This is a genomic window from Pseudomonas sp. 2725 (assembly GCF_050434585.1).
Lineage (GTDB): Bacteria > Pseudomonadota > Gammaproteobacteria > Pseudomonadales > Pseudomonadaceae > Aquipseudomonas > Aquipseudomonas jessenii.
In genome coordinates this window covers 1-25,336 of the sequence record NZ_JBNDIV010000006.1, presented here as the reverse complement: position 1 = coordinate 25,336, position 25,336 = coordinate 1, and the positions used below count along the sequence as shown (strand labels likewise).

The window sequence follows — 25,336 nt, the reverse complement described above, 5'->3', positions numbered from 1 at the left end:
CGATGGGATTGCCGTCCGCCCGCAAGGCATTACGTTACACTGTTGCATTATTGTCTTGCGTGTACTGCCTTTCGCCATGAAATATTTTGCTCTGATCTTATCGCTGATTGTGCTTGCCGGCTGTGCCAGCGGCCCCCGTTTCAACACCAGCCACTCTTCGGCCAATTACGACAGCCGCGTGCAATTTGTGGTGGTGCATTACACCAATGCCTCGCTGGAGCGTTCGTTGCAATTGCTGACCCACGGTGAGGTCAGCAGCCATTACCTGATCGGCGACGACAAGGGCGCCACCATCTACAAGCTGATGGATGAAAATGTGCGGGCCTGGCACGCCGGGGAGAGTGAGTGGAATGGCCGCACCTGGCTGAACTCCAGTTCCATCGGTATCGAAATCGTCAACCCGGGCTTCGAGGACACCCCGACCGGACGCGTGTGGTATCCCTACACCGAAGACCAGGTCCAGTCGCTGATCGTGTTGCTCAAGGACATTAGCAAACGTCACGGCATAAAACCTCGCGAGATCATTGGCCATAGTGATATTGCACCCTTGCGCAAGCTGGACCCGGGGCCGCTGTTCCCCTGGAAGCGTCTGGCCGCCGAAGGCTTGGGCATCTGGCCGAATGAACAGTCGGTGGCGCGCCAGCAAATGTTGTTCGCCGAGCAGTTGCCGAGCATCAGTTGGTTTCAGGCGCAGTTGGCCCGCCTGGGTTATGCCTCGCCACAGACCGGCGAGCTCGATGTCGCGACACGACATGTGATAGCGGCATTTCAGATGCATTTCCGTCCGGCGCGTTTCGATGGCACTCCGGATGCGCAAACCGCCGCGCTACTGTGGGTGTTGAACCAGACAAAATAATGACGCCCGCCCGACGGTCAGGGCTTTTTTCCAATCAGCAGCTATAACTCATTGGTAATACATCGGATATTGCACAATGACTGCTGCTCGAGAGACCTTCCGTAGTTGGTTCCATCGCCCCTGGTTCCTGGGGCTGATGTCTACTGTCTTGAGCGCAACATTATTGATGGCCGGCAGCCTGTTCGTCGCCATACACCAGGTCGAGCAAAGCGAAAGCGAAGAAATGAATGCTCAGGGCGAACGCTTCCTCGCCCGTCTCGAACAGCTCTTCGGGCAACTGCGTGAAAGCCTTGATGACCTTGAAGCGCAACCGTTGCGCGGCTGCGATGCTGAAATGATCGCGACCTTGCAACAGGTTACGTTCAATTATCGCTTCGTCTACGAAGCCGCCTACATGGACTCTTCACGAATCTGCTCCAATCGCCCTCGTCAGGAAGGGCTGTCGCTGAGTCGATCGCCAGACATCAAAGGCCCGACTTACAGCTATTGGCTCAATACCACCACTGAACCCGATGAAAACCGTGCCGCGCTGATGCTCGGGCGCGGGAATTTCCGGGTGGCGACCTCTCGCGGGCATTTGACCGATATGGTCGACCTGTCGCCGGGCAGCAGCCTGCTGGTAGTTCTGGACCATGGCGCGCGCGCGATTCCGGTGCTGGGCGCTTCTCAGGTCTGGCCGCCGGCCGAGGCCTGGCCACCGAAAAACCGTGATGCGCTGCAGATCACCCAGGCACGCCTGATATACCGGATGCCCACCGACAACCCGGAATATCAATTGGTGTTGATCAGCCCGCGCACCGGCATGCATATCCCGGCGGTCTGGTGGTGGTTGCTGCCGGCCAGCCTTGCGCTGGGCATATGCGTTGGGTTCCTGGTGTTTCTGCTGGTGCGCCAACGGCAGTCGCTGGACGCCGAACTGGCCGGCGCGATTCGCCGTGGCGAGTTGCAGGTGCTGTACCAACCGATCTTCGACCTCGATAGCCGCAACTGTGTCGGGGCAGAAGCACTGCTGCGCTGGCGCAGGCCGGACGGTACCCTGACCAGTCCCGACCTGTTCATTCCGATGGCGGAGAACACCGGGCAGATTCGCCAGATGACGGACTTCGTCTTGCAGCGCCTGCTCGAGCAACTCGGCCAGTTGCTGCGTGCGAACCCGCAGCTGTACATCTCGGTCAATCTCGCGGCGTGTGATGTGATGGTTCCGCGGATTGGCCAGGTGATGGCGCGGCTGCTGACCCTGCATCGCGTCGCTGCGCGGCAAATTGCTTTTGAAGTCACCGAGCGCGGGCTGGTCGATGTGGTGGTGGCCCGGGAAAACCTGCAAGCGCTACGGGATGTCGGGCATCAGGTGTTGATCGATGATTTTGGCACCGGCTATTGCAGCCTCGCCTATTTGCAAACCCTGCCGGTCGATTGTCTGAAAATCGACAAGGCGTTCATTGATGCGCTGGGCCATGACGCCGCCAGCAGCGGCGTCGCGCCGCATATCATTCATATGGCCCAGTCGCTGCACCTGAAGGTGATTGCCGAGGGCATCGAACATGAGGCCCAGGCCGCGTTCCTGTGCAGTGAAGGCGTGAAGTTCGGCCAGGGCTGGCTGTTCGCCCGCGCGTTGAGCGCAGTGCAGTTCACTGAATTGATTACCCGGGGACGGCGTCGAGCCGGCCGGCGCCTGGATGACGAGGCGTGAGGGTGACCTAAACGGTCAGCGTCATGTAGAACTGAGTACCTTGCCCCGGCCGTGAATAGACACCCATCCGTCCGCCATGCAATTGCACGATTTCCTTGCACAAGGCCAGGCCGAGCCCGGCCCCGCCCTTCTTGCGTCCAACCTGCACGAAGGGCTCGAAGATCCGCCCCTGCTGACCGTAGGCAATACCTTCGCCGTTGTCTTCGACACTGATGATGACCCGGTCACCGTGACGCCGGGCCTGCAAGCGTATCCGCCCGCCGGAGCCGGTGTGACGCAAGGCGTTGTCGAGCAAATTGTCGAGTACCCGCTCCAGTTGTGGCTGGTCGGCCTGCAACCGCGGCAAAGGCCCCTGCACTTCCACGAGCAGATTGATTTCCTTCTCTTCGGCCGATGTGGCAAAACGTGACCGAGCCTGTTCCAGCAACGCCTCGATGGAACACGGCGTCAGGGTGAGTTTCTGCAAACCGTTCTGGTAACGGGAGAAATTCAGCAGGTCATTGATCAACTGCATCAGCCGCTGCATCTCTTCGTTAACGGTATCGAGCAGGTCGGCTTCCCGGGAATCCGGGGCAAAGTGAGCGCGCTCACGGAACAATCCGAAGGCCATGTGCATGCCGGTGACCGGTGTGCGCAATTCATGGGAGGCTCGCAATACGAATTCGCTGCGTACCCGTTCGAACGCTCGTTGCTCCGTGACGTCATGCAGCACCATCACGGCACCCAGAATATGGCCCTGGGTATGGCTGACCGGGGTCAGGCTGTAGGTCAGCAGTCTCGACTCACCATCGACTTCGACACTCAAGTCTTCCGGCGCCCGCTCCAGCGTGCCGCCGCGCAGCACCAGTTGCAGCTGCTCATCGAGCTCGGGGCGCTCCAGCGCCGTACCCAACCCCTGCCCCAGACGATCGGACTCCCAGCCCAACTGACGCTGGGCTACAGGGTTAAGGTGTTCCAGATGGCCCTGACGGTCGATCATCAGCAGTCCGTCGTCGATGCTGTCGAGCACGGCCTGCAAGCGCTGCTGACCGGCCAGCAGCTCATCTACGTTGGTGGCCTGATGTTCACGCAGCGCCTGGGCCATGATCCCGAAACGCCGGGTCAGCTGGTTCAGTTCCACCGCCGAAGAAATCGGCAGGGTGACATCGAAATTGCCTTGGCCGATATTGTCCGCCGCCTTGGCCAAGGCCTCGATGGGCTCCCCGAAACGCCGGGCGATGGCTTGTGCGGTCACGAAGCCGATGATCAGCACCGCCAGCCCCACCAGTCCAAGCAACCCGGCAAACAGCAGCGCCTGCTCCCGGGCCTGGCGCTCGGTATCGCTGATGTTATCAAGCGCGCGCTTGTGCTCGGCGATCAGGCCATTGCGTAGCGCATTGAATTTTTCCGTCAGGTTGTCGTGGCTGCTGAGCACCTTCGACGGGTCCGGGGACGCTTCATAAGCCTGGATAAAGCGCTCGTAGTCGGCCTTGGCTTTTCTGAAACCGTGCTCGCTTGCGGTTTCCTCCGGTTCCTGGGCGATGCCCTCCTCCAGCAGTTGGAAATAACGCTGCTTCGAGGCGGCGAAAGCGGCGGAGTCAGGCTTCTCGCTGAGCATGATGATCAGTTGATCACCCAGGGTCTGACGCAGCTTGAGCCCCAGGTCCAGGGTGATGAAGTTACTGCGGATCAGTGCTTCCTGGCTGCCGGCCATCTGCATCACGCTGACCAGCCCGAGCAAGAGCCCGAGCAACGCGACGGTGATCAGTGCGGAGATGCTCAGGAAAAGCCGGGTCCGCAATTTCATCGCCAGTTTCATCGGCGATTGCTCACAAGTTGTACTGCTTGCGTTTGCGGTACAGCGTCGAGGCGTCGATACCCAGGGTTTTCGCCGCTTGATCCAGGGTATCGGCGGTGGCCAGGACCGCGCCGATGTGGGCCTTCTCCAGCTCATCCAGGCTCAATGCCGCGCCGATGCGCGGTGCATTGTTGACCGGGGTTTCAGCCATGCCCAGATGACTGATCTCGACCCGCTCCTGCGGACAGATGATGCTCGCCCGTTCGATCACGTTGCGCAGTTCACGGATGTTGCCCGGCCAGCGATAGCCCAGCAGTGCTTCCCGGGCCTCGTCGCTGAAGACGCGCGCGGGACGGGCGTACTCCTTGACGAAGCGTGCCAGGAAACGGTCGGCCAGGTTGAGAATATCTTCGCGGCGTTCGCGTAGCGGTGGCAGGTGCAAGGTAATGACATTCAGGCGATAGAGCAGGTCTTCACGGAAACGACCGTCGCGCACCATGTCCTCAAGGTTGAGGTTGGTGGCTGCAAGGATGCGCACATCGGCACGGCGGGTCACCGGATCACCGACGCGCTCATATTCCTTGTCCTGAATAAAACGCAGCAACTTCGGCTGTAATGTCAGGGGAAAGTCGCCGATCTCGTCGAGAAACAGCGTTCCGCCGTCAGCTTGGTTGACTCGGCCCAAGGTGCTTTCGCTGGCGCCGGTGAAGGCGCCGCGGCTGTGGCCGAAGAGTTCGCTTTCCATGAGCTCGGCGGTCAGCGACGGGCAGTTGATCGTGACGCAGGATTTCTTCGCGCGTTTGCTCCAGCCGTGAATGGCTTGGGACAGTTCGCCCTTGCCGGTACCGGATTCACCCAGAATCAGGATATTGGCATCGGTCGTGGCAACCTGGCGGGCGGTTTCGAGTACCACTTTCATGGCCGGGCTGTGGGAGTCCAGACCATCCATGGGCTTGCGTACCTCGCCTTCCAGGGCTTCCAGTCGCGCCGACAATTGCCGCACTTCCAGTTGCTTGGCGGTTGCCAGCCGCAATTGATCGGGGCTGCACGGCTTGACCAGATAGTCGGCGGCGCCAGCCTGAATCGCATCCACCGCCGTGTCGACGGCAGAGTGCGCAGTGACGATCACCACCCGCATCCAGGGCGCCTGGATACGCATCTGGGCCAGCACATCGAGGCCGTTGTCTTCACCCAGGCGCAAGTCGAGGAAGCACAGGTCGAAAACCTGCCGTTGCAACAGGGCTTCTGCCTGCGCGGCGCTGGTGGCGGTGGCCACGCTATAGCCTTCGTCTTCGAGGCAATAACGGAAAGTACGCAGGATGGCGGATTCGTCATCCACCAGCAGAATGCGGCCTTGATGCTCAGTGGCGGACTCCATTTTCCTACGCTCCTTAATGAATGATCGTTATTTAGTCTCGGAGAAATCGGGCATGTTGCATGATTGATTCTGAGCCATTCCTGTCATGGCAGGGTAGCTTTCATCCCATGTATCGCTTAGCCGGTTAATTTCGTGGGTCTTAAATGGATGCCCGGTTTCCTGCAAAGGCCAGCGTGTATTTCTGACATCCGCGCCCTTCTCTCAATTCAAAAAATTTACGTCTTCCTTCAAACCAATCGTGCAATACGCACGACTGAACAAGAGGCATCGTGCAGGATGCGTGCGAAGTGAATTTTTTTATGCTCATAAAGCATTGATATAAAAAGAAATTATTCAAAATAAAAGCTGGCATGCAGGCTGCAATTGTCTGGTTAACCAGGGCATTCAAAAACAAACGCCCGCAATCGAATACCGACCCCAGTGGTAGGAGCTCCAGGATGAACCGTCAACGTGCCGCCCACCTGCACCTCTCGCCTGTGTCTATCCAGCAAGGGTTGTTTGCCGTTCTGGCACTGTTGATCACCCTGATCGGCGGCCAGCAGTTTCTGCGCTGGGAGCAGAGCCAGCAGCCGGAAGCGCCACGCTTGTCGGTTCCGCATCCGACCCAAACCCATTTCAGCGCTGTCAGCAGCGGTCAGGCCGATAGCCCCCCGATGCGCATGATGGATGTCGACCAGGCCGGGCCTGTGGGTGAGATACGTCATCAAGAACGTTGGGTGTTCTAGGCAAAACTTCCGCCGCACCCCATGCGCCGGGAAACGCAGCACCTTTAAACAGAAGCGTAAGGAGAATCACCATGTTGAGCTGGGCAATCACATTCCTGATCATCGCCATCATCGCTGCTGTACTGGGCTTCGGTGGTATCGCGGGCACCGCCACGGGTATCGCCAAGATTTTGTTTGTCGTGTTCCTGGTGATGTTCATTGTCTCCTTCTTCTTGGGCCGTCGCGGTCGAGGCTGATATGAGAAGGGTTGTTCAAGACTTGGCAGCCGCCCAGCTGTTGGGCGGTAGTGCCATGGCATGCGGGCTGGCGTTTCCCCGATATGCCTGACCTGCCCATGCAGGCTTGTTGACCGGACAGAATTTGTACACGAAGGAGGCCAGCGCCTCTTTCTACCTGCGCCACCTGAGGAAGGCCGGCGCATGACCAAGGGGTCGGGACGTTCTGCCTGTTTCAGGGGCGGAGTGACCTACGGGTACAGGGAGTACCTGCGCAAGGGCCGGGTCAGGAAAAGCTGCTGCGCAAGTTCGTCGGACCGCCAAGGCTCGACGGACTTGCCAAGGGCTTGATCAAGCAACACATTGAAATAGAGCGCTCGTCTCGATTTCATCAGTGTTATCCCGTCCTTGTCCGTGTTACGTCGGAAAATACTTTTCCCGGTGTTTCATCTGCGACCGTATATCGAGAAAAATCACCTTTCTTTGGCCGCGATTTTTCCCTTCGTCCTGCGGGATTTTGCTGAAAAATCAACGCTCGGCCACTGCTCGAAAAATACTCAATCTGCTCTGTGATGGCCGGTTCACGGCACTTATGCCTGCCGAAATGTCGTATTCGAACCGGTTGGGACGCGCGTTTCGGTAAAAAAACCTCATGCCGATTCGGCATAGGGTAGGCGTTTACGGCATTAGACGGCGCTTCCTTGCATCGGAATAGTTGCGCCTTTTTTCGCCTGCCAGAGAGCCGTAAACACGCGCTCCGGGGCACCTTATACGGGGGGCAGATGCACTGGACTTTTTCGCCACAAGCGTTCCAGTTCGCGCATCTCCCTGAGTCAAACAACAAGTAAGGGTAAAGATATGAAGAAGGCAAAGCTTAGCCTCGCCTGGCAGATCCTCATCGGTCTGGTATTGGGGATTGCAATCGGTGCACTGCTCAACCATTTCAGTGCCGAAAAAGCCTGGTGGATCAGCAACGTCCTGCAACCGGCAGGCGATATCTTTATCCGTCTGATCAAGATGATCGTGATCCCGATCGTCATTTCCTCTTTGATCGTCGGCATTGCCGGCGTCGGTGACGCCAAGAAGCTGGGGCGCATCGGCTTCAAGACCATCATCTACTTCGAAATCGTCACCACCATCGCCATCGTGGTCGGTCTGCTGCTGGCCAACCTGTTCCATCCGGGTGCCGGCATCGACATGAGCACCCTGGGCACTGTGGACATTTCCAAGTACCAGGCCACGGCGGCCGAGGTTCAGCATGAACATGCGTTCATCGAAACCATCCTCAACCTGATCCCGTCGAACATCTTTGCGGCCATGGTTCGCGGCGAAATGCTGCCGATCATCTTCTTCTCTGTATTGTTCGGTCTCGGTTTGTCGAGCCTGCAGGCGGACCTTCGCGAGCCGCTGGTGAAGATGTTCCAGGGCGTATCGGAAAGCATGTTCAAGGTCACTCACATGATCATGAACTACGCCCCGATCGGCGTGTTCGCACTGATTGCGGTGACCGTTGCCAACTTCGGCTTCGCGTCGCTGATACCGCTGGCCAAACTGGTGATCCTGGTTTACGTCGCCATCGCCTTCTTCGCTTTCGTGATCCTGGGCCTGATCGCTCGCCTGTTCGGCTTCTCGGTGATCAAGCTGATGCGCATCTTCAAGGATGAGCTGGTACTGGCCTACTCCACCGCGAGCTCCGAAACCGTGCTGCCGCGCGTGATCGAGAAGATGGAAGCCTACGGCGCGCCGAAAGCCATTTGCAGTTTTGTGGTGCCGACCGGTTACTCGTTCAACCTCGACGGTTCGACCCTGTACCAAAGCATCGCGGCGATCTTCATTGCCCAGCTGTATGGCATCGACCTGTCGATCAGCCAGCAACTGCTGCTGGTACTGACGTTGATGGTCACCTCCAAAGGCATCGCCGGCGTACCGGGTGTGTCCTTCGTGGTACTGCTGGCCACCCTGGGCAGCGTCGGTATTCCACTGGAAGGCCTGGCGTTCATCGCTGGTGTCGACCGCGTCATGGACATGGCTCGTACCGCACTGAACGTGATCGGCAACGCCCTGGCCGTTCTGGTTATCGCTCGTTGGGAAGGCATGTACGACGACGCCAAGGGCCAGCGCTACTGGAACTCCCTGCCGCACTGGCGCAGCAAGGAAAAACTGCCGGCGGGTGAAACCTCCAGCAATTGATGCAAAACCTGTGGGAGCGAGCTTGCTCGCGATGGTGGCAGGAGCACCGGGCTTATCCAGAATGCCCGCATCATGATTGACGTCCATCGCGAGCAAGCTCGCTCCTACAACAAACCCCGGAGAAATCCGGGGTTTGTCGTTTCTGGCTACCCCGCTATCATTCGCGGATCTTTTGGGGGGATTTGACTGATGCTCAATGGCCTGTGGCTTGGCTTCTTCATCGTGGCAGCTGTATCGGCGCTGGCCCAGTGGCTGATCGGTGGCAACGCCGGGATATTCGCGGCGATGGTGGAAAGCATTTTTGCCATGGCCAAGCTGTCGGTCGAAGTCATGGTGCTGCTGTTCGGCACCCTGACCCTCTGGCTGGGTTTTCTGCGCATTGCCGAGAAAGCCGGGATCGTCGAATGGCTGGCAAGGGCCCTGGGGCCACTGTTTTTGCGCCTGATGCCTGAAGTCCCGCCAGGTCATCCAGCCATCGGCCTGATCACCCTTAACTTCGCGGCCAACGGCCTGGGCCTGGACAACGCCGCCACACCGATCGGCCTCAAGGCCATGAAGGCACTGCAGGAGCTCAATCCCAGCGCTACCGTCGCCAGCAATGCACAGATCCTTTTCCTGGTGCTCAACGCCTCCTCGCTGACCCTGCTGCCGGTGACCATCTTCATGTATCGCGCCCAGCAAGGTGCGCCGGACCCGACGCTGGTGTTCCTGCCGATCCTGCTGGCGACCAGTTGCTCGACCATTGTCGGCTTCCTGTCGGTGGCGTTCATGCAGCGCCTGCGCGTCTGGGACCCCGTGGTGCTGGCCTACCTGATCCCCGGCGCCCTCGCCCTCGGTGGCTTCATGGCGTTGCTGGCGACCCTTTCGGCGACCGCTCTGGCCGGCCTGTCATCGATCCTCGGCAACTTGACGCTGTTTGGCCTGATCATGTTGTTTTTAGTGATCGGCGCGCTGCGCCAAGTGAAGGTCTACGAGGCCTTTGTTGAAGGTGCCAAAGAGGGTTTCGATGTCGCCAAGAACTTGCTGCCCTACCTGGTGGCGATGCTCTGCGCGGTGGGTGTCCTGCGGGCATCCGGGGCACTGGACTTCGGTCTGGACGGGATCCGTCATCTGGTGGAATGGGCCGGTTGGGACACGCGTTTCGTCGATGCGCTGCCGACGGCGATGGTCAAACCCTTCTCGGGAAGCGCCGCCCGGGCGATGCTGATTGAAACCATGAAGACCTCGGGCGTGGACAGCTTCCCGGCGCTGGTGGCAGCAACAATCCAGGGCAGTACCGAAACGACGTTCTATGTGCTGGCGGTGTACTTTGGTGCCGTGGGCATCCAGCGCGCACGCCATGCGGTTGGCTGCGCATTGCTGGCGGAGCTTGCCGGGGTGCTGGGGGCTATCGGGGTTTGCTACTGGTTCTTTGGTTGATCGGCCCCGCCAGCCAACACTTTCAGCGCGGCCTTGCGCTCGCCCGTCGGCAAGGCGCCGAGCTTTTCCACGGCGGTGTAAAATTTGAGCCAGTCGCCACCCTCCTGATGGAACAGCGCGGCAAAAGCCGGCACCCATTGGTCGTACAAACCAAACGGCAATAACCGGGCGTTGTTCATGGGGGCATGGATCCACGCGTCGTAGCGTTTGTCTGCGGCCCACTGACTGTCACGCAATTGCCGGTATTCGCTGCGCAAGCGTTCGAACTCGGCCGCCTTGCGCTGGCGCATTTGTTCGGTTGGCAACGGCAAGGTGTAGAGCTTTTCCAGTCGGGTGCGGGTCTTGAGTACCAACTCAGTGAACTGGTCGCGCTGACGTGCCTGCGCATTGTTATCCGGTGGCATGTGGCGGTAGGCGCGCCATTGGCGAGTACCTTCCTGCTCGACGAAGGTGGCGAAGGATTCGTTGAACTCCGTGTCGTCCTTCACATAGAAACGCTGATGGGCGAGCTCGTGAAAGATCAGCGTGGCCAGTCGCTCATCCCCCCAGCCCATCATCGAACTGATGATCGGGTCGTTGAACCAGCCAAGTGTCGAATAGGCCTCGACGCCGCCAATCGACACGTCCATGCCTTGCAAGCGTTGCAAAGCCGCTGCACCGCGGGCTGCGCTCTGGCTGTAGTAACCGCGATAAGCCACACAACCAGCGATGGGGAAGCAGTGGTTTACGGGCTTGAGGGAAAACTCCGGTGTGGCGAAGACATTCCAGACGACGAAGGGACGCCCAATGTCCGCGTACAGGCGGTAGCTCTGGTTATCCGGCAGGTGCAATTGCTGGCTGGCGAAGGTTCGGGCTTTTTGCGATTGCTCCAGGTGTGTGCGCAGTTTTTGATCGCGCGCCGGGTCGGCAATCACGCTGGAAACAGGCTCCCTCGCCCGCAGCAACTGCAGTTGGCCGCTGGCCAGTTGGCTGTAATAGCTGGTGCTGGTGCAGCCGTTGAGCAACAAAAACAGCAGGCTCGGAAACAAAACGCGAAAAACGCGATCAAGTAACCCAAGGCTAGGAAGCGGCCTGATCACAATAATTCTTCCTTGGAGAGTCTTTCCACAAGACTATCCCGCCAGACTGGAGCTCCGCTATGCGCATGTTGATACTGTCAGGAGGCCTGCTGATGCTGGCCGGCTGTGCTGGTTTCGGAATACCCCGCCATGATCCTGCGCAAGCCTGGATCGACCTTGATTCGAAGCAGGAAGATACGGCGCTGCAGGCGCTGGAGGTCGATGACAAAATCACCGACGATAAACGCTATTTCCAGGTTCATCCCGGTAGCCATGAGTTGACGGTCCGCTACCAATTCGCGGTCCAGCCCACCAATATCGGCCCGGACGCCGAGCCGTTGTGGCGCGATTGTCAGTTGAGCGTGAAATTCAGCGACTTCAACGCGGGTGAGCGTTATCAACTACAGGCGGGGAACATCGGTTTTCGGCCTTGGGCGAAACTCTACGATCAACAGCGCAAAGTGATTGGCCAAGGCACACCGGCAGGCTGTCAACACACCTGATCGGCGTTATGCTGGATGCATATCCCCTTGGGACATCCATCATGCGCAGGTTGATGCTGTTACTCGCCGTCGGTGTTGTCGCGGGCTGCCAAAGCCCGATGCCGACACCCAATCCACAGATGGCCTGGGTAGAGTTTTCGACGCCCTTCCCTAACGACAAGTTGTTGATGGCCGAACGACTGGATAAACAACGCCTGCGTGACGGGCGTTTTTTCGAGGTCACGCCGGGAAGCCATGAACTGATCGTGCGTTTCGACTTTGAAGTACCCGGTGGCGGATTGGGCATGATGGGCGGCCCCTCGGAACGGCTGTGCTACCTGACCATCAATTACGATCATTTCGAAGCCGGTCAGCGTTATGTGCTCGAAGGCCGTTCCATCGCCTTTACCCCCGGTGCCCGGCTGTACAATGCCAAGCGCGAAATCGTTGCTGAAGACCGGGAATCCTACTGCCTGATGTGAGCGGTCAGCGGTCGTTTTTCTGGTAGATGATTTTCTTGGTGCCGTTTTCGCACGAACCCACAACCATGTTCTGGTCATGGACCTCGTCGTTGGTGACGATTTCAAGCGTGTAGGAAGATACGCCGCTGGCCTGGATCTTGGCTTCGATCTCGGTCTTGAGCTCTTCGCAGGGTTTCGGTGCCGCCAAGGCCGAAGTGGCCAGTGCGCAACAGATAACCGCCAAGGCAAAACGTTTCATGGTTGAAGCTCCTTTGAGGCAGCACGCACAATCGTGGTTTTCGCTGCTGTCATTTATTCGACCACAGTTTTAGCGGGCGAGTCTGTCGCGACGCAAAAAAGATCGCAGCCTTGAGCACCTTTTGCCAAATGATCCCGGCAGGTTGCGCAAGGCTGCGATCTTTTCGTTTCAATTAAAATCTAGCCGACCAATGTTGCCTCCAGGCTGATCTTCGCATTCAGCACTTTGGATACCGGGCAGCCCTCTTTGGCCTTGTTGCTGAGTTCTTCGAACTGCGCCTGCGTCGCCCCGGGGATTTTCGCTTTCAGAATCAATTTCACTGCGGTGATCGCAAAACCGCCGTCCACTTGATCCAGAGTGACTTCTGCCTGGGTGTCGATGCTATCGGCCTTCAGGCCGGCATCACCGAGAATCATGGAAAACGCCATGGAGAAACAGCCGGCGTGGGCCGCGCCGATCAACTCTTCCGGGTTGGTGCCCCGGCCGCCCTCGAAGCGCGCCTTGAAGCCATAGGGTGCTTCCCGTAGCACGCCGGTTTCTGTGGAAATCGAGCCGATGCCGGTTTTCAGATCACCTTCCCAATGGGCCGATGCTTTCTTAACGATAGCCATGCCAGTCACCTCAAGATTGGCGCGAAACGTCGCGCCTTCGTGGTTTTCACTTGCCAGGGTTGTGAGGATAGACAGTGGCGCAAAGTTCATCACGTCCGATCAGTCTGCTTTTTTCGCGGGATTTTTTACCGGGCTATTGAAACTCGGGTATATGCCCACATTGCATGAATACGCTTTTGGATTCGGCAGGTTTGCGTTCGCAAGAACAAACCTGCGCCCTCAATTGGAGAAGCAGGTTTATGAAACGACTGTCCGATATCAAGTTCTCGACCCTCGATCTGGTGCCCGTGCGCGAGAACGGCAGCGCGGCCCAATCGCTGCGCAACTCGCTGGACCTGGCGCAGCATGTCGAGAAGTTCGGTTACAACCGCTTCTGGGTGGCTGAGCACCACAACATGGATGGCATCGCCAGTTCCGCGACTTCGGTGCTACTCGGTTACCTGGCCGGTGGCACGTCGACCATTCGAGTCGGTTCGGGCGGGGTAATGTTGCCCAACCACGCACCGTTGGTAATCGCCGAACAGTTCGGCACTCTGGAAAGCCTTTATCCGGGCCGGATCGATCTGGGCCTGGGGCGTGCCCCCGGTTCCGACCAGATGACCGCACGTGCGCTGCGCCGCGAACGCTCCGGCAGCGCCGACGATTTCCCGGAAGACGTGGCGGAACTGGTGCGCTACCTTGGGCCACGTACCCCGGACCAACGCATCATCGCCATGCCGGGGACCGGGACCAATGTGCCGGTCTGGTTGTTGGGGTCGAGCCTGTTCAGTGCGCAACTGGCCGGTGAGCGCGGTTTGCCCTACGCCTTCGCATCGCATTTCGCACCACGCTACATGCATGAAGCGATTCGGGTCTACCGCAATCACTTCAAGCCGTCAGCCGTTTTGGACAAGCCCTACGTGATGCTCGGCGTGCCATTGGTGGCCGCCGATACCGACGAGCAGGCCGATTTTCTGGCGACCTCGGTGTTCCAGCGGATTCTCGCCCTGATGCGTGGCCAAAGCCTGGTACAGCGTCCGCCGGTGAAGACGATGGACGGCTTGTGGCTGCCCCATGAGAAAGATGCCGTGCACGACTTCCTTGGCCTGGCGATGATCGGCAGCCCGCAGAAAATCCGCGCCAAACTCGAGGTCCTGATCGAACAGACCCAGGCTGACGAGCTGATTTTCACCTGTGACCTGTACGAACATTCGGATCGCGTGCATTCCTACGAGTTGCTGGCGCAGGTCATGCGAGGCTGATACTCAAACGGCAGGCGTAAAAAAGCCGACACCGTGGTGTCGGCTTTTTTTCAGGCGGAATTCTGCCTACTTTTTATAGACGATCACTTTGGCACCCGCTTCGCATTTGCCAACAACTTTCCCGCCGGCAGCGGCACCTTTGTCGACAATCTCCAGCGAGTAACCGGAAACGCCCTTGGCATCAAGTTTCGCTGCGATTTCGGCTTTCAGTTCTTCGCATGGCTTGCCGCCCGCCAACGCGCTCCCCGCAAGGCTCAACAAACCTACTGCCAACATAAACTTCTTCATCGGTTGCATTCCCTGGTCGGATCATAGGGGGTAACCAGCCGTCAGCCGGACGCACTCATGTAGTGCTTTGCCATTCCCTATGGCATTCGACCGGCGTGCAAGTTCAGAAGACTAGCCCAAAGTCAGCTGCTGGCAATCCGGAACCCGACTTTCAAGGTCACTTGAAAGTGCGCAGCCTTGCCGTCCCTTATGTGCCCACGGGTCTCGGTCACTTCAAACCATTCCATGTACTTGATGCTTTTGCTGGCTTCGGCCAGCGCGTTGTTGATCGCATCTTCGATACTGCTGGTGGACGAGCCGATCAGCTCGATTTTCTTGTAGGTGTGATGGTCAGACATGGCGTTCTCCTCGGCGTGTGAATTACAGACTAGCAGTGATTTTTCCTATTTCTTCTGTTGGTCGTTCTGAGGGTGAAGTTCAGATTTTCTGCACTTTCTCGAACCCATGAAGTCCCAACCAACACACGCCACTCATCACCAATGCAGGAGAGCCACCATGGCCAACACCTCGTTACGCAAAGCCTCATTGCAAAGCATGGAAGCCGAGATCGAGAGTCTGCTCAAGTCTTTGGAAAGCCTGAAGGACGACGCCTCGGACGAGTCGCGTAAAACCCTCAAGACCTTGAAAAGCAACGCCGAGAATGCCTTGAAGCACTCGCGCCATTTGCTTGGCGATGCCTATGAAGAGGTCAAGGTCAAAACCCGTGAAACCGGGATTGCCACCCGGGACTACGCCCAAGAACATCCTTGGACAACAGCTGGTGTCGCCGTGGGTGCATTAGGCTTGCTGGCCGCTTATCTGTTGTGCAAGCGTGATTAATCCGCGCGACGCAGCTCGTTCTTGAGCCACTGCGCCAGTTGCCGGGCGCGTCCGTCCGCGGCGCGCTTGGGTAGCCACAACGCCAGTTGCGCCGGGGTTTCACTGAAGCCCCAAGGCGCAACCAGGCGGCCGGCCTTCAAGTCCTCCGTCACCAAGGGTTCGGGGGCAATTGCCACGCCCAGACCTGCGACGGCGGCTTCCAGCAAGTAATACAAATGTTCAAATCCCTGACCGTACTTCAGCGCCCTGGCGTCGAGCCCGCGTGGTTGCGCCCAGTTCGGCCAGGCTTGCGGGCGTGACGTGGTGTGCAGCAAGGGTTCGTTCAGCAGTGCAGTTTCCGGCGCCTTCTTGAGCCGTTCATAGCCGGCGAACCGCGGGCTCATGACCGGGCCGATACGTTCGCTGGCCAGCTCAAAAACCTGCATGTCCGCCGGCCAGGGTGGCTCGGCAAATACGAGCAAGGCATCCAGCCCCGGTCTTCGCGGATCCAGATCGCCTTCTCCGGCCGACAGGTGCAAGCGCAAGTCCGGCAGGTCGGCATTGAGTCTCCCCAGTCTTGGAATAAACCAGCGCGCCAGCAGACTTCCAGAGCAACCGAGCACGAATGGCGCATCGGCGGAGCTTTGTGTGAGTTCGGCGCAGACGCCGCGCAGGCGCTCGAAGGCTTCGCTGCTGGCGTCACGCAGGCGTAACCCGGCATCTGTGAGTTTCAGGCCGCGACCGTCCTTGATGAACAGGCTTACGCCGAGGTGTTCTTCAAGCAACTTGAGTTGCCGACTGACTGCGCCGTGGGTGACGTGCAGCTGTTCGGCCGCCTGACTGACGCTGTTCAAGCGGGCAGTGGCTTCGAAGGCGCGAAGCGCGTTCAGCGGAGGAAGGTCATGGCTCATTTGATCTGTGAGTTTTCCTGACAGGTTGTGGCGATCTTATCGGTTTTCAGGCCGGGGCGTCAGGGGTAGAGTGAAGCCCACTATCTCTTTATGCATCACTTCATGCATTCAACTGGAGCGCCCCATGACCCAGACTAATCTGCGCAACGGCCCTGATGCCAACGGCCTGTTTGGCGCGTTCGGCGGCCGCTACGTTGCCGAAACCCTGATGCCGTTGATCCTCGACCTGGCCCGCGAATATGAGTTGGCCAAGGAAGATCCTGCATTCAAGGAAGAACTGGCCTACTTCCAGCGCGACTACGTCGGACGTCCAAGCCCGCTGTACTTCGCCGAGCGTCTGACCGAGTTCTGCGGCGGCGCGAAGATCTACCTCAAGCGTGAAGAGCTGAACCACACCGGCGCGCACAAGATCAACAACTGCATCGGCCAGATCCTGCTGGCGCGGCGCATGGGCAAGAAGCGCATCATCGCCGAGACCGGCGCCGGCATGCACGGTGTGGCCACGGCCACTGTTGCTGCGCGTTTCGGTCTGGATTGCGTGATCTACATGGGCACCACTGACATCGAGCGTCAGCAGGCCAACGTGTTCCGCATGAAGCTGCTGGGTGCCGAAGTGATCCCGGTGGTAGCCGGTACCGGCACGCTGAAAGACGCGATGAACGAAGCCCTGCGTGACTGGGTGACCAACGTCGACAGCACCTTCTACCTGATCGGTACCGTGGCCGGTCCACATCCTTACCCGGCGATGGTTCGCGACTTCCAGGCCGTGATCGGCAAGGAAACCCGCGAGCAACTGCAAGCCCAGGAAGGTCGCCTGCCGGACAGCCTGGTGGCGTGCATCGGCGGTGGTTCCAACGCCATGGGGCTGTTCCACCCGTTCCTCGACGACAAGAGTGTCGAGATCATCGGCGTTGAAGCCGCCGGCTATGGCATTGAGACCGGCAAGCATGCGGCCAGCCTCAATGGCGGCGTTCCAGGCGTCCTGCACGGCAATCGTACTTTCCTGCTGCAGGACGACGATGGCCAGATCATCGATGCCCACTCGATCTCCGCCGGCCTGGACTACCCAGGCATCGGCCCGGAACATGCCTGGTTGCATGACATCGGCCGCGTTCAGTACACCTCGGTGACCGACGACGAAGCCCTCGCTGCGTTCCACCAGTGCTGCCGCCTGGAAGGGATCATCCCTGCCCTGGAAAGCGCCCATGCCTTGGCTGAAGTATTCAAGCGCGCCCCGACCTTGCCAAAGGATCACCTGATGGTGGTCAACCTGTCCGGCCGTGGCGATAAAGACATGCAGACCGTGATGCACCACATGGAACAATCCAAGCAGGAGAAACACTGATGAGCCGCCTGCAAACGCGTTTTGCCGAACTCAAGGAACAAAACCGTGCCGCCCTGGTGACCTTCGTGACCGCCGGTGACCCGGGCTATGACACGTCCCTTGCTATCCTCAAGGGCTTGCCGGCGGCTGGCGCCGATGTGATCGAGCTGGGCATGCCCTTCACCGATCCGATGGCTGACGGCCCGGCAATCCAGCTCGCCAACATCCGTGCGTTGGGTGCCAAGCAGAATCTGGCGAAAACTCTGCAAATGGTTCGCGAGTTCCGCCAGGACAACAACGAAACACCGCTGGTGCTGATGGGGTACTTCAACCCGATCCACATGTACGGCGTACCGCGCTTCATCGCCGAAGCCAAGGAAGCCGGCGTTGACGGCCTGATCGTGGTCGACCTGCCGCCAGAGCATAACGGCGAACTGTGCGACCCGGCGCAGGCCGCGGGCCTGGACTTCATTCGCCTGACCACGCCAACCACCGACGATGTGCGCCTGCCGACCGTTCTCAACGGCAGCTCCGGCTTCGTCTACTACGTATCGGTGGCCGGTGTGACCGGCGCCGGCGCTGCCACACTGGAACACGTCGAGGAAGCGGTCGCCCGTCTGCGTCGCCATACCGACCTGCCTATCAGCATCGGTTTCGGTATCCGGACTCCGGAACAGGCGGCGTCCATCGCGCGTCTGGCCGACGGTGTTGTGGTGGGCTCGGCTTTGATTGATCACATCGCCAATGCCACCTCCTCGGAACAAGCCGTGGATGGCGTGCTGAGCTTGTGCTCAGCGTTGGCCGAAGGCGTGCGCAAAGCTCGCGTCAGCTGAAGGTAAAGTTCCTGATACAGAGGAATTAGTGCCGCGCGGCACAGGCTGAACAGCAAAAAGGGCTTCAGGACTGAGTTCTGAAGCCCTTTTTGCTATGTGTGGCTAAACGCTGTAAATCTTTTTGGGAGCGAGCTCGTTCCCACAAGTTACGGTATCAAGGTAACTCTATCCCGCCTGATGCCTTGTGCAGTTTGCGCAGGTGTTCACCAATCTGCTTCACGTTGGCCTCGTTGGCGGCCATTTCGGCGGCGCGGCCCGGTTCAAGCAATGCCCTCACTTCCTTGTCCAGATCCCCGGACAGCGCCAGAAGCTGCTTCTGGCGCTGGCTGCTTTCCGATTCCAGATGCTCCCACTCGCTCGGTTGCGGCAGGCCATAACCCTTGGTGCCCAGCAGTTCTGCCGGCCGGCTGAGGAAACCACTGTTGGCCAGAATGTCCTTGAGCGTCTCGTTGGCCTTGTCCATGCCGCCATTCTTTAGTTCTCGGGCGCCAAGATAGCGCTGCTTCACTTCATCCTGGGCCAGCAGCAACTGCTGACGGAAGCTGGCTTGTTCCAATAGCAACAACGCCGCGCTGGTGCGCAAATCGGCCTGCTCGAACCATTGCCGACGCTCTGCCGCTTTCAATTCGAGCCAGTCTTCGACGGTTTCCTGTTTGATCGGCAAGTGCTTTTTCAGGATCTCGAACATCGCCTGATAACGCTCGCGGAAGGAGTCGAAACGATAACCCAGGCGCAAGGCTTCTCGTGGGTCGTCCAGCACACTGGCGTCCGCCAGTCCGCGGCCCTTCAGCACTTCGAGCAAACCGTTGGGCATGATGTTGTCGAGTCCCACCAATTGCGGGTTATTGGTGCCGCCACGCAGTAACTTCAGCTCTTCCACCGCGCAGTTGTTCGACAGGAAGAAGTAGTTGCCGTCGTAGCTCCAGTGCATCTCGGCGGCACGTCCGACCACGTCTTCAATCTCTCTGCGCGACAGGTTCAGGGGCACGGAGGCCAGGCTGCGCAGTTCGGTCTTGGTGTATTCGTCGATGACCTGGGATAGCGGCAGGATAAACAGTCGCGACGGGTATTTACCGACCAGGCCATCCCAGCTCGACAGCTGCACGTCGCCCACGAAGGCGCGGTAAGACAGCACCAGATGCTGGTCCAGATCCAATCGGCAATCCGGTCCGCGTGGTCGGCCTGGCGCGCAGATCACCAGGCGCAACATGCTGTGACCCCAGCGGCTGAACAGGTTCTGGTTGGCCTCGGCCAGCAGATAGTCAACGGCATAGACTCGCTCCGGATCGACCTGGCCCAAAGGTGTCTTGGCGAAGTCGCTGCCGGCATTGAGGAACGCGAAGGTCTTGCTACAGGTGTCTTTGGCGGCAGGCGCCCAGCGGAAATGTTCCTGGTAGTAGCGATACAGCGAGGGACGGCGGCAGGCGTAGCTCGGGTCGAGGAGGAAATACTCCATGTTGACCGCGACGAACTCCTTTGGACTGCTGGTCTCGTAGATGTCCGGGCTGCGGGCAATCTGGCGATTGTGCTGTTCGCGTTCACCGCGACGGCCTACGTATTGCTGCCAGCCGGCGAGGTCGAGCAGACGCGGATCGTCACTGAGGGTAAAACGCCGATCGGACTGGCCCCGGCATTGGTCGGGAATGCCAACCAGCCCTGAGCTGTTGTTGCGCTGGGTGCAGCGCTGAATCAGCTTGCGTTCGGCATCCGACCACAGGCGCGAGCGATCATAGATGTGAGTCAGCTCGTGCACCACCGTGGCCAGCATTTCCCGGCGCACGGTGCCATGGGGGCGAAGGGTTTTCTTGGTCGCGGCGCTGCCATCGGTGAGGCTGGCCAGCAGGTTGCGGTTCAGATCGAGTTCGGACACCAGTGACGCCTGACCGTAGGCGTTGCCCGGCATGTCATCCGTCCAGTCGACGTCGATGCGTCGATCGAGTTGCTCGATAAAGCGTGGCGGCAGTGCCTGCATGGCTTCATCGAGCAGCGCCTGGCTGGCTTGCTGTTGCGCGGGAGTCAGACCTTCGGTCTTGAGCTGTAATTGAAGGCCAGCGTGGGCCGTGTTGCCGAGCAGCAACATGGCCCCGGCCAGCAGCCAGGCACCTTGACGCTTCACAGTGCGAGGATGGCTTCGGCGAGATCCTGGTCACTGGCGTCACGAGCTTCCGGCACACGGGTACGCAGTAAATCGAAGGCGGATTCCAAGTGAGCGCCACGAATGTCGCCATTGCTGGCAACGAAACTGGCGGCATCGTCCTGGGCTTCGCGCACGATTTTCGAATCGCGAATGGACGTAGTGGTGTCGGAGGTGAAATCGAGGGTGCGCTGGGTAGCACGGATCAGAATATTACTCGTGGCAACCAGAGTATGTGCCTGGGCCACATCGGCCAACAGCAGCAGACCTAAGGTGGCAGCAATCAGCGGGTTACGCATGGAATGACTCCAGAAAAAACAGGGATAACTATTGGACGAGAATTGCTTGTGCCAGTTCAAGGTCGTTGGCACGAAGTTTTGCCTGGGTTCGACGCAGATACCGCAAGGCCGACTCCAGTCGTGCGCCTCTCAGTTGGCCGTCACTGGCAATGAATGCCGCGGCGTCATCATGGGCAGCGAGCAGCAGTTTATGGTCGAAGGGGGCGGAGGTCACCAAACTTGTGGCGTAACCGCTGGCGACGATGCCTTGGGTGGACAGGTTGAAGGCGTCATAAGCGTGGGCCGATCCGCAGTAACCAAGGGTAAGAAAGGCTGGGGCGATCAAGAAACTTGAAGGAAAACGCATGAGACTCGACAGTTGAAAGTGAGTCCCAAGGCTAGCGCAAGGCCCGTTCTAGAGCCAGCGCCGAAACATTGGGGCACGTCGGGCGTGCCCCATGTCTTGTGCAGTCGTTTAGATCGTCAGGATCGCCTGCGCCAGTTGTGCGTCGGTTGCGTTCAGCTGTGGCGCCTGGCGGTGAATGTGGTCGATGGCGCTTTCCAGTTTCACTCCGCGAATGGAACCTTCGCTGGCGACGAAACTGGCGGCGTCATCACGGGCCGCGAGGACGATCTTGTCATCCTTGAAGGACGACGATATGACGTCGGAGGTCGCATCGGATGTGGCTTTGAGCGCGTTAACTACAGCGTCGGTGGTCACGATGAAGCTGGTTGCGCTGGCATTGGCTGCCACGGCAAACAGGGCTGCAGCGCTGAGCAGGCGGAGACGGGACATGGGTAACTCCTTTGGGTAAACCAGTTGAAAAATGGCGCAGTGTCTGCAAAGTCAGACGCCAGGCGCTTGGCGCTCGCCACGTTCTGACTTGATATTAGGCCTGAGTGTGTCAGTTCGAACAGCCCGTCATGCAAACAGGCAGTCAGCGCCAGAACGGTTTATCCAGTTCATTGATGCGCTCAGCGTCGCTGATGCCAAGATCCGATAGCTGACGATCATCGAGTTGAGCCAGTAAACGTCGTGTTCTCGCCCTTTCCAGGCTAGCGAAGAATCCTGTCAGCAGATCTCTGACCCAGTGCAGGCAAGGTCTTGATCGAAATGATGGGGTCGAAACATCCTGTAAAGAACTCATGGCGCGTTCCCTGTCCTGATAAGTGGAGGGCTCCATGCTGACACCGGTCGAATCTCCGTTGCAGACACACTGCGACGATATTGTACTCATTCAGTTTGTAGTTTTTGCAAACTGTACTGGTGTTCAGGGTTCCCTACTGTAAAAGCGGATTTGACAGGCCAAAACGACAAAACCCGTCGTGGCTTCCCACGACGGGTTTTGTTTTTTCAATTCGGGTTGCTGGCGGTGGACCTTCAGGTCAGAGCCAGCGACGCTAACTTAGCGCCAGAACGGCTTGCTCAGCTCTTCGTAGCGTTGTGCTTCGCTAATCCCGGCGTCAGCCAGCAGGCGCGAATCCAGACGAGCCAGTTGATGGCGGCTGGTGATGCGGCGCTGCCACAGCATCAAGTTGGCGATAACGCGCAGAGGCAGGGAAGCCTGGGTTTTTGCAGCGGTGTCTTCGAAGAACAGTTCGGAACTGAGTGTACGTTCCATGGTTTTCATCCTTCCGCTTATGGCGGGATTAGGTAGTGGCTTAACTGGTGCCCATGATCCTCTCGTTTGCCTAGTCTCTGTAGATACAGTTCATCTGTATTGTGCGAGCTCAGTTAACTGTTTATAGGGGGTGTACTGGTCGAATTTGAGGCAACTGTACCTATCTGCACTGTTAAGGTGCAAAATTGCTGTTTTGACTCGATAAGGTAGGAATTTCCCCTAGGAAATTACCGGTACAGTAGTACAGTTTTTTTCAGAGTGTGAAGTAGTAAGAGCAAGCTGACGAAACTGTGTTTGCGCCAGCTGCTATCTGTACCAATTACTTCTTCAGCATTTGCCCGGTTTCTTCCAGGTTGATGTGCCAGCTCAGGGCATCACGCAGGATGTGCGGGGTGTGCCCGCCGATGCCGCACGCGGTGGTGAAGTAATCATTCAGCGCCTGGCGGTAATCCGGGTGCACGCACTTGTCGATGATGACCCGGGCACGCTCCCGAGGCGCCAGGCCTCGCAAGTCTGCCAGGCCCACTTCGGTCACGAGGATGTCGACGTCATGTTCGGTGTGGTCAACATGGCTGACCATCGGCACCACGCTGGAGATCGCACCGCCCTTGGCGATCGACTTGGTCACGAACACGGACAGGTGCGCGTTGCGCGCGAAGTCGCCCGAGCCGCCGATGCCGTTCATCATCCGCGTGCCGCAGACGTGAGTGGAGTTGACGTTGCCATAGATGTCGAACTCCAGTGCCGTGTTGATGCCGATGATGCCAAGGCGACGCACGACTTCAGGGTGGTTGGAGATCTCCTGCGGACGCAGAACCAGTTTGTCCTTGTAGCGCTCCAGATTGCCGAACACGTCGGCATTGCGCCGGCTCGACAGGGTGATCGAACTGCCCGAGGCAAAACTCAGCTTGCCCGCGTCGATCAGGTCGAAGGTCGAGTCCTGCAGCACCTCGGAATACATTGTCAGGTCTTCGAACGGCGAGTCGATCAGGCCACACATCACCGAGTTGGCGATGGTGCCGATACCGGCTTGTAGCGGGCCGAGCTTGTTGGTCATGCGCCCGGCTGCCACTTCCTGTTTGAAGAAGTCGATCAGGTGGTCGGCAATGGCTTGGGTCTCGACGTCCGGCGCCAGCACAGTGGAGGGCGAGTCAGCCTGGTTGGTGACCACGATGGCGACGATTTTTTCCGGTGGAATCGGGATGGCGGTGCTGCCAATGCGATCGTCGACCTTGACCAGCGGAATCGGTGTACGGGTCGGACGGTAGGTCGGAATGTAGATGTCGTGCAGACCTTCGAGATTCGGGTTGTGCGCCATGTTGATTTCGACGATCACGTGCTTGGCGAAAATCGCGAAGCTGGCCGAGTTGCCGACCGAGGTGGTTGGCACGATATGCCCTTGCTCGGTGATCGCCACGGCTTCAATCACGGCAATGTCCGGCAGCTTCAATTGCTGGTTGCGCAATTGCTCCACGGTTTCCGACAAGTGCTGGTCGATGAACATGACTTCGCCGGCATTGATCGCCTTGCGCAGAGTGCTGTCGACCTGAAACGGCATGCGTCGCGACAGCACGCCAGCTTCGGTCAACTGCTTGTCGAGGTCGTTGCCCAGGCTTGCGCCGGTCATCAGGCTGATCTTGAGCGGCGTGACCTTGGCACGCTCGGCCAACGCCTGGGGGACGGCCTTGGCTTCGCCTGCGCGAGTAAAGCCACTCATGCCGACGGTCATGCCGTCCTCAATCAGAGCGGCAGCGTCGGCAGCGCTCATCACTTTGTCCAACAACGAAGGCAGGCGAATACGGTCACGGTACATGGATTGTTATCTCGGGCAACAGGTAGCAGGACGTGCAGTCTAGTGAATTGTGCCGGCTTCTGTCCCGCTACCAAGGTCGCAATCAAGGCGTCTATTCCGGGCCTTTCAAGCAAAACACCGTTACCGGATCGGTAACAAAAGGATAGTTTGTCCGACGATTTGCGCAAACAAAAACGCCCCGACGAGTCGGGGCGTTTTTGTTTGCCGCAGAGGGTTACTCGACGGCTTTGACCATGTCTTCGATGACCTTTTTAGCGTCGCCGAACACCATCATGGTCTTGTCCAGGTAGAACAGTTCGTTGTCCAGGCCGGCGTAGCCGCTGGCCATCGAGCGCTTGTTGACGATGATGGTCTTGGCCTTGAACGCTTCGAGGATCGGCATGCCGGCAATCGGCGATTTCGGATCGTTCTTCGCGGCCGGGTTGACCACGTCGTTGGCGCCCAGCACCAGCACCACGTCGGCCTGGCCGAACTCGGAGTTGATGTCGTCCATCTCGAACACCTGGTCGTAAGGCACTTCGGCCTCGGCCAGCAACACGTTCATGTGGCCGGGCATACGGCCGGCAACCGGGTGGATCGCATACTTCACGGTCACGCCGCGATGGGTCAGCTTCTCGGTCAGCTCTTTCAGCGCGTGCTGAGCACGTGCCACCGCCAGACCGTAGCCCGGCACGATGATCACGGTGTCGGCGTTGGTCAGCAGGAAGGTCGCGTCGTCGGCCGAACCGGACTTCACCGGACGGGCTTCTTTCGAACCCGCCGGGCCGGCCGCGTCCGCCGTATTGCCGAAGCCACCGAGCAGCACATTAAAGAAGGAGCGGTTCATCGCCTTGCACATGATGTACGAGAGGATCGCACCGGACGAACCTACCAGCGAACCGGCGATGATCAGCATCGAGTTGTTCAGCGAGAAGCCGATGCCCGCCGCTGCCCAGCCGGAGTAGCTGTTGAGCATCGACACGACCACGGGCAT

28 protein-coding genes are annotated in these 25,336 nt (G+C 58.9%); 12 read left to right on the top strand and 16 right to left on the bottom strand.

What is annotated here, in order from left to right:
• Positions 1-76: 76 nt before the first annotated feature.
• Positions 77-856, top strand: coding sequence for an N-acetylmuramoyl-L-alanine amidase (locus ABIE16_RS17820; protein WP_057716533.1), 780 nt, complete (start codon positions 77-79; stop codon positions 854-856).
• 76 nt (positions 857-932) lie between these two features.
• A complete protein-coding gene (locus tag ABIE16_RS17815) occupies positions 933-2,546 on the top strand; it encodes an EAL domain-containing protein (RefSeq protein ID WP_057712590.1) in 1,614 nt (537 codons plus the stop codon).
• 7 nt (positions 2,547-2,553) lie between these two features.
• Here the strand turns inward: ABIE16_RS17815 and ABIE16_RS17810 are convergent, their stop codons facing one another.
• Both ABIE16_RS17810 and algB read right to left on the bottom strand, forming a co-directional pair.
• The gene (locus ABIE16_RS17810; RefSeq protein WP_218494521.1) at positions 2,554-4,344 is read right to left on the bottom strand and encodes a KinB sensor domain-containing domain; all 1,791 of its coding nucleotides are present in this window, start codon (positions 4,342-4,344) and stop codon (positions 2,554-2,556) included.
• Between the two features lie 10 nt (positions 4,345-4,354).
• A complete protein-coding gene (gene algB, locus ABIE16_RS17805; RefSeq protein ID WP_057712588.1) occupies positions 4,355-5,701 on the bottom strand; it encodes a sigma-54-dependent response regulator transcription factor AlgB in 1,347 nt (448 codons plus the stop codon).
• Between the two features lie 437 nt (positions 5,702-6,138).
• Between algB and ABIE16_RS17800 the strand changes: the two genes are divergently transcribed.
• The 4 genes from ABIE16_RS17800 (at position 6,139) to ABIE16_RS17785 (ending at position 10,250) form a co-directional block, all read left to right on the top strand.
• Positions 6,139-6,426, top strand: coding sequence for a hypothetical protein (locus ABIE16_RS17800; RefSeq protein ID WP_429521671.1), 288 nt, complete (start codon positions 6,139-6,141; stop codon positions 6,424-6,426).
• Positions 6,427-6,497: 71 nt separating this feature from the next.
• Positions 6,498-6,662, top strand: coding sequence for a DUF1328 domain-containing protein (locus ABIE16_RS17795; RefSeq protein WP_090452337.1), 165 nt, complete (start codon positions 6,498-6,500; stop codon positions 6,660-6,662).
• A gap of 837 nt (positions 6,663-7,499) precedes the next feature.
• Complete coding sequence (gene gltP / locus ABIE16_RS17790) at positions 7,500-8,831, top strand: glutamate/aspartate:proton symporter GltP (RefSeq protein ID WP_057712586.1); 1,332 nt, start codon at positions 7,500-7,502, stop codon at positions 8,829-8,831.
• A 189-nt stretch (positions 8,832-9,020) separates the two neighbouring features.
• Complete coding sequence (locus ABIE16_RS17785; protein ID WP_057712585.1) at positions 9,021-10,250, top strand: nucleoside recognition domain-containing protein; 1,230 nt, start codon at positions 9,021-9,023, stop codon at positions 10,248-10,250.
• Here ABIE16_RS17785 and ABIE16_RS17780 read toward each other — a convergent pair.
• Positions 10,232-11,329 carry an aminopeptidase gene (locus ABIE16_RS17780; protein ID WP_429521670.1) on the bottom strand — a complete coding sequence of 366 codons (1,098 nt, stop codon included), beginning with the start codon at positions 11,327-11,329 and terminating at the stop codon, positions 10,232-10,234. The two genes, ABIE16_RS17785 and ABIE16_RS17780, sit on opposite strands and share 19 nt — an antisense overlap.
• Positions 11,330-11,388: 59 nt before the next feature.
• On the opposite strand from ABIE16_RS17780, the gene ABIE16_RS17775 reads away from it, so the two are divergent.
• Both ABIE16_RS17775 and ABIE16_RS17770 read left to right on the top strand, forming a co-directional pair.
• Positions 11,389-11,811 carry a hypothetical protein gene (locus tag ABIE16_RS17775; RefSeq protein WP_090452343.1) on the top strand — a complete coding sequence of 141 codons (423 nt, stop codon included), beginning with the start codon at positions 11,389-11,391 and terminating at the stop codon, positions 11,809-11,811.
• A gap of 41 nt (positions 11,812-11,852) precedes the next feature.
• Entirely contained in the window at positions 11,853-12,272 is a 420-nt protein-coding gene (locus ABIE16_RS17770) for a hypothetical protein (protein WP_057712582.1), read from the top strand.
• A 4-nt stretch (positions 12,273-12,276) separates the two neighbouring features.
• On the opposite strand, the gene ABIE16_RS17765 is transcribed toward ABIE16_RS17770, so the two are convergent.
• Both ABIE16_RS17765 and ABIE16_RS17760 read right to left on the bottom strand, forming a co-directional pair.
• Positions 12,277-12,510 carry a DUF1161 domain-containing protein gene (locus ABIE16_RS17765; RefSeq protein ID WP_349735894.1) on the bottom strand — a complete coding sequence of 78 codons (234 nt, stop codon included), beginning with the start codon at positions 12,508-12,510 and terminating at the stop codon, positions 12,277-12,279.
• 179 nt (positions 12,511-12,689) lie between these two features.
• Entirely contained in the window at positions 12,690-13,121 is a 432-nt protein-coding gene (locus ABIE16_RS17760) for an OsmC family protein (RefSeq protein WP_090452349.1), read from the bottom strand.
• 239 nt (positions 13,122-13,360) lie between these two features.
• Here ABIE16_RS17760 and ABIE16_RS17755 point away from each other — a divergent pair, with 239 nt between their 5' ends.
• Entirely contained in the window at positions 13,361-14,362 is a 1,002-nt protein-coding gene (locus ABIE16_RS17755; protein ID WP_150812635.1) for an LLM class flavin-dependent oxidoreductase, read from the top strand.
• Between the two features lie 66 nt (positions 14,363-14,428).
• Here the strand turns inward: ABIE16_RS17755 and ABIE16_RS17750 are convergent, their stop codons facing one another.
• The gene (locus ABIE16_RS17750; protein ID WP_008045869.1) at positions 14,429-14,650 is read right to left on the bottom strand and encodes a DUF1161 domain-containing protein; all 222 of its coding nucleotides are present in this window, start codon (positions 14,648-14,650) and stop codon (positions 14,429-14,431) included.
• Positions 14,651-14,772: 122 nt separating this feature from the next.
• Entirely contained in the window at positions 14,773-14,988 is a 216-nt protein-coding gene (locus tag ABIE16_RS17745; protein ID WP_057712579.1) for a dodecin, read from the bottom strand.
• Positions 14,989-15,145: 157 nt separating this feature from the next.
• Between ABIE16_RS17745 and ABIE16_RS17740 the strand changes: the two genes are divergently transcribed.
• On the top strand, positions 15,146-15,469 hold the full coding sequence (locus ABIE16_RS17740; RefSeq protein WP_057712578.1) for a DUF883 family protein: 324 nt from the start codon (positions 15,146-15,148) through the stop codon (positions 15,467-15,469).
• Here the strand turns inward: ABIE16_RS17740 and ABIE16_RS17735 are convergent.
• A complete protein-coding gene (locus tag ABIE16_RS17735) occupies positions 15,466-16,359 on the bottom strand; it encodes a LysR family transcriptional regulator (protein ID WP_429521669.1) in 894 nt (297 codons plus the stop codon). The two genes, ABIE16_RS17740 and ABIE16_RS17735, sit on opposite strands and share 4 nt — an antisense overlap.
• Before the next feature lie 124 nt (positions 16,360-16,483).
• Between ABIE16_RS17735 and trpB the strand changes: the two genes are divergently transcribed.
• Positions 16,484-17,704, top strand: a complete 1,221-nt coding sequence (gene trpB / locus ABIE16_RS17730) for a tryptophan synthase subunit beta (protein ID WP_008002146.1) — start codon at positions 16,484-16,486, stop codon at positions 17,702-17,704.
• Positions 17,704-18,516 (top strand): tryptophan synthase subunit alpha, encoded by an 813-nt coding sequence (gene trpA / locus ABIE16_RS17725; protein WP_057712576.1) that lies wholly within the window; start codon positions 17,704-17,706, stop codon positions 18,514-18,516. The genes trpB and trpA overlap by 1 nt, the downstream gene beginning before the upstream one ends.
• 154 nt (positions 18,517-18,670) lie before the next feature.
• On the opposite strand, the gene ABIE16_RS17720 is transcribed toward trpA, so the two are convergent.
• From ABIE16_RS17720 to ABIE16_RS17685, 8 genes are all read right to left on the bottom strand, one after another.
• Positions 18,671-20,596, bottom strand: a complete 1,926-nt coding sequence (locus ABIE16_RS17720; protein ID WP_429521786.1) for a DUF4105 domain-containing protein — start codon at positions 20,594-20,596, stop codon at positions 18,671-18,673.
• Between the two features lie 32 nt (positions 20,597-20,628).
• Complete coding sequence (locus tag ABIE16_RS17715; protein ID WP_057712574.1) at positions 20,629-20,949, bottom strand: DUF2388 domain-containing protein; 321 nt, start codon at positions 20,947-20,949, stop codon at positions 20,629-20,631.
• A gap of 28 nt (positions 20,950-20,977) precedes the next feature.
• Complete coding sequence (locus ABIE16_RS17710) at positions 20,978-21,295, bottom strand: DUF2388 domain-containing protein (protein WP_057712573.1); 318 nt, start codon at positions 21,293-21,295, stop codon at positions 20,978-20,980.
• Between the two features lie 108 nt (positions 21,296-21,403).
• The gene (locus tag ABIE16_RS17705) at positions 21,404-21,724 is read right to left on the bottom strand and encodes a DUF2388 domain-containing protein (RefSeq protein ID WP_057712572.1); all 321 of its coding nucleotides are present in this window, start codon (positions 21,722-21,724) and stop codon (positions 21,404-21,406) included.
• Between the two features lie 142 nt (positions 21,725-21,866).
• Positions 21,867-22,076 (bottom strand): DUF1127 domain-containing protein, encoded by a 210-nt coding sequence (locus tag ABIE16_RS17700; protein WP_079246815.1) that lies wholly within the window; start codon positions 22,074-22,076, stop codon positions 21,867-21,869.
• A 258-nt stretch (positions 22,077-22,334) separates the two neighbouring features.
• A complete protein-coding gene (locus ABIE16_RS17695) occupies positions 22,335-22,550 on the bottom strand; it encodes a DUF1127 domain-containing protein (protein ID WP_008018491.1) in 216 nt (71 codons plus the stop codon).
• 319 nt (positions 22,551-22,869) lie between these two features.
• Complete coding sequence (locus tag ABIE16_RS17690; protein WP_090452357.1) at positions 22,870-24,363, bottom strand: acetyl-CoA hydrolase/transferase family protein; 1,494 nt, start codon at positions 24,361-24,363, stop codon at positions 22,870-22,872.
• Positions 24,364-24,577: 214 nt separating this feature from the next.
• Positions 24,578-25,336, bottom strand: a 759-nt coding sequence (locus ABIE16_RS17685) for an NAD(P)(+) transhydrogenase (Re/Si-specific) subunit beta (protein WP_429521668.1), incomplete at its 5' end; no start/stop codon positions are given.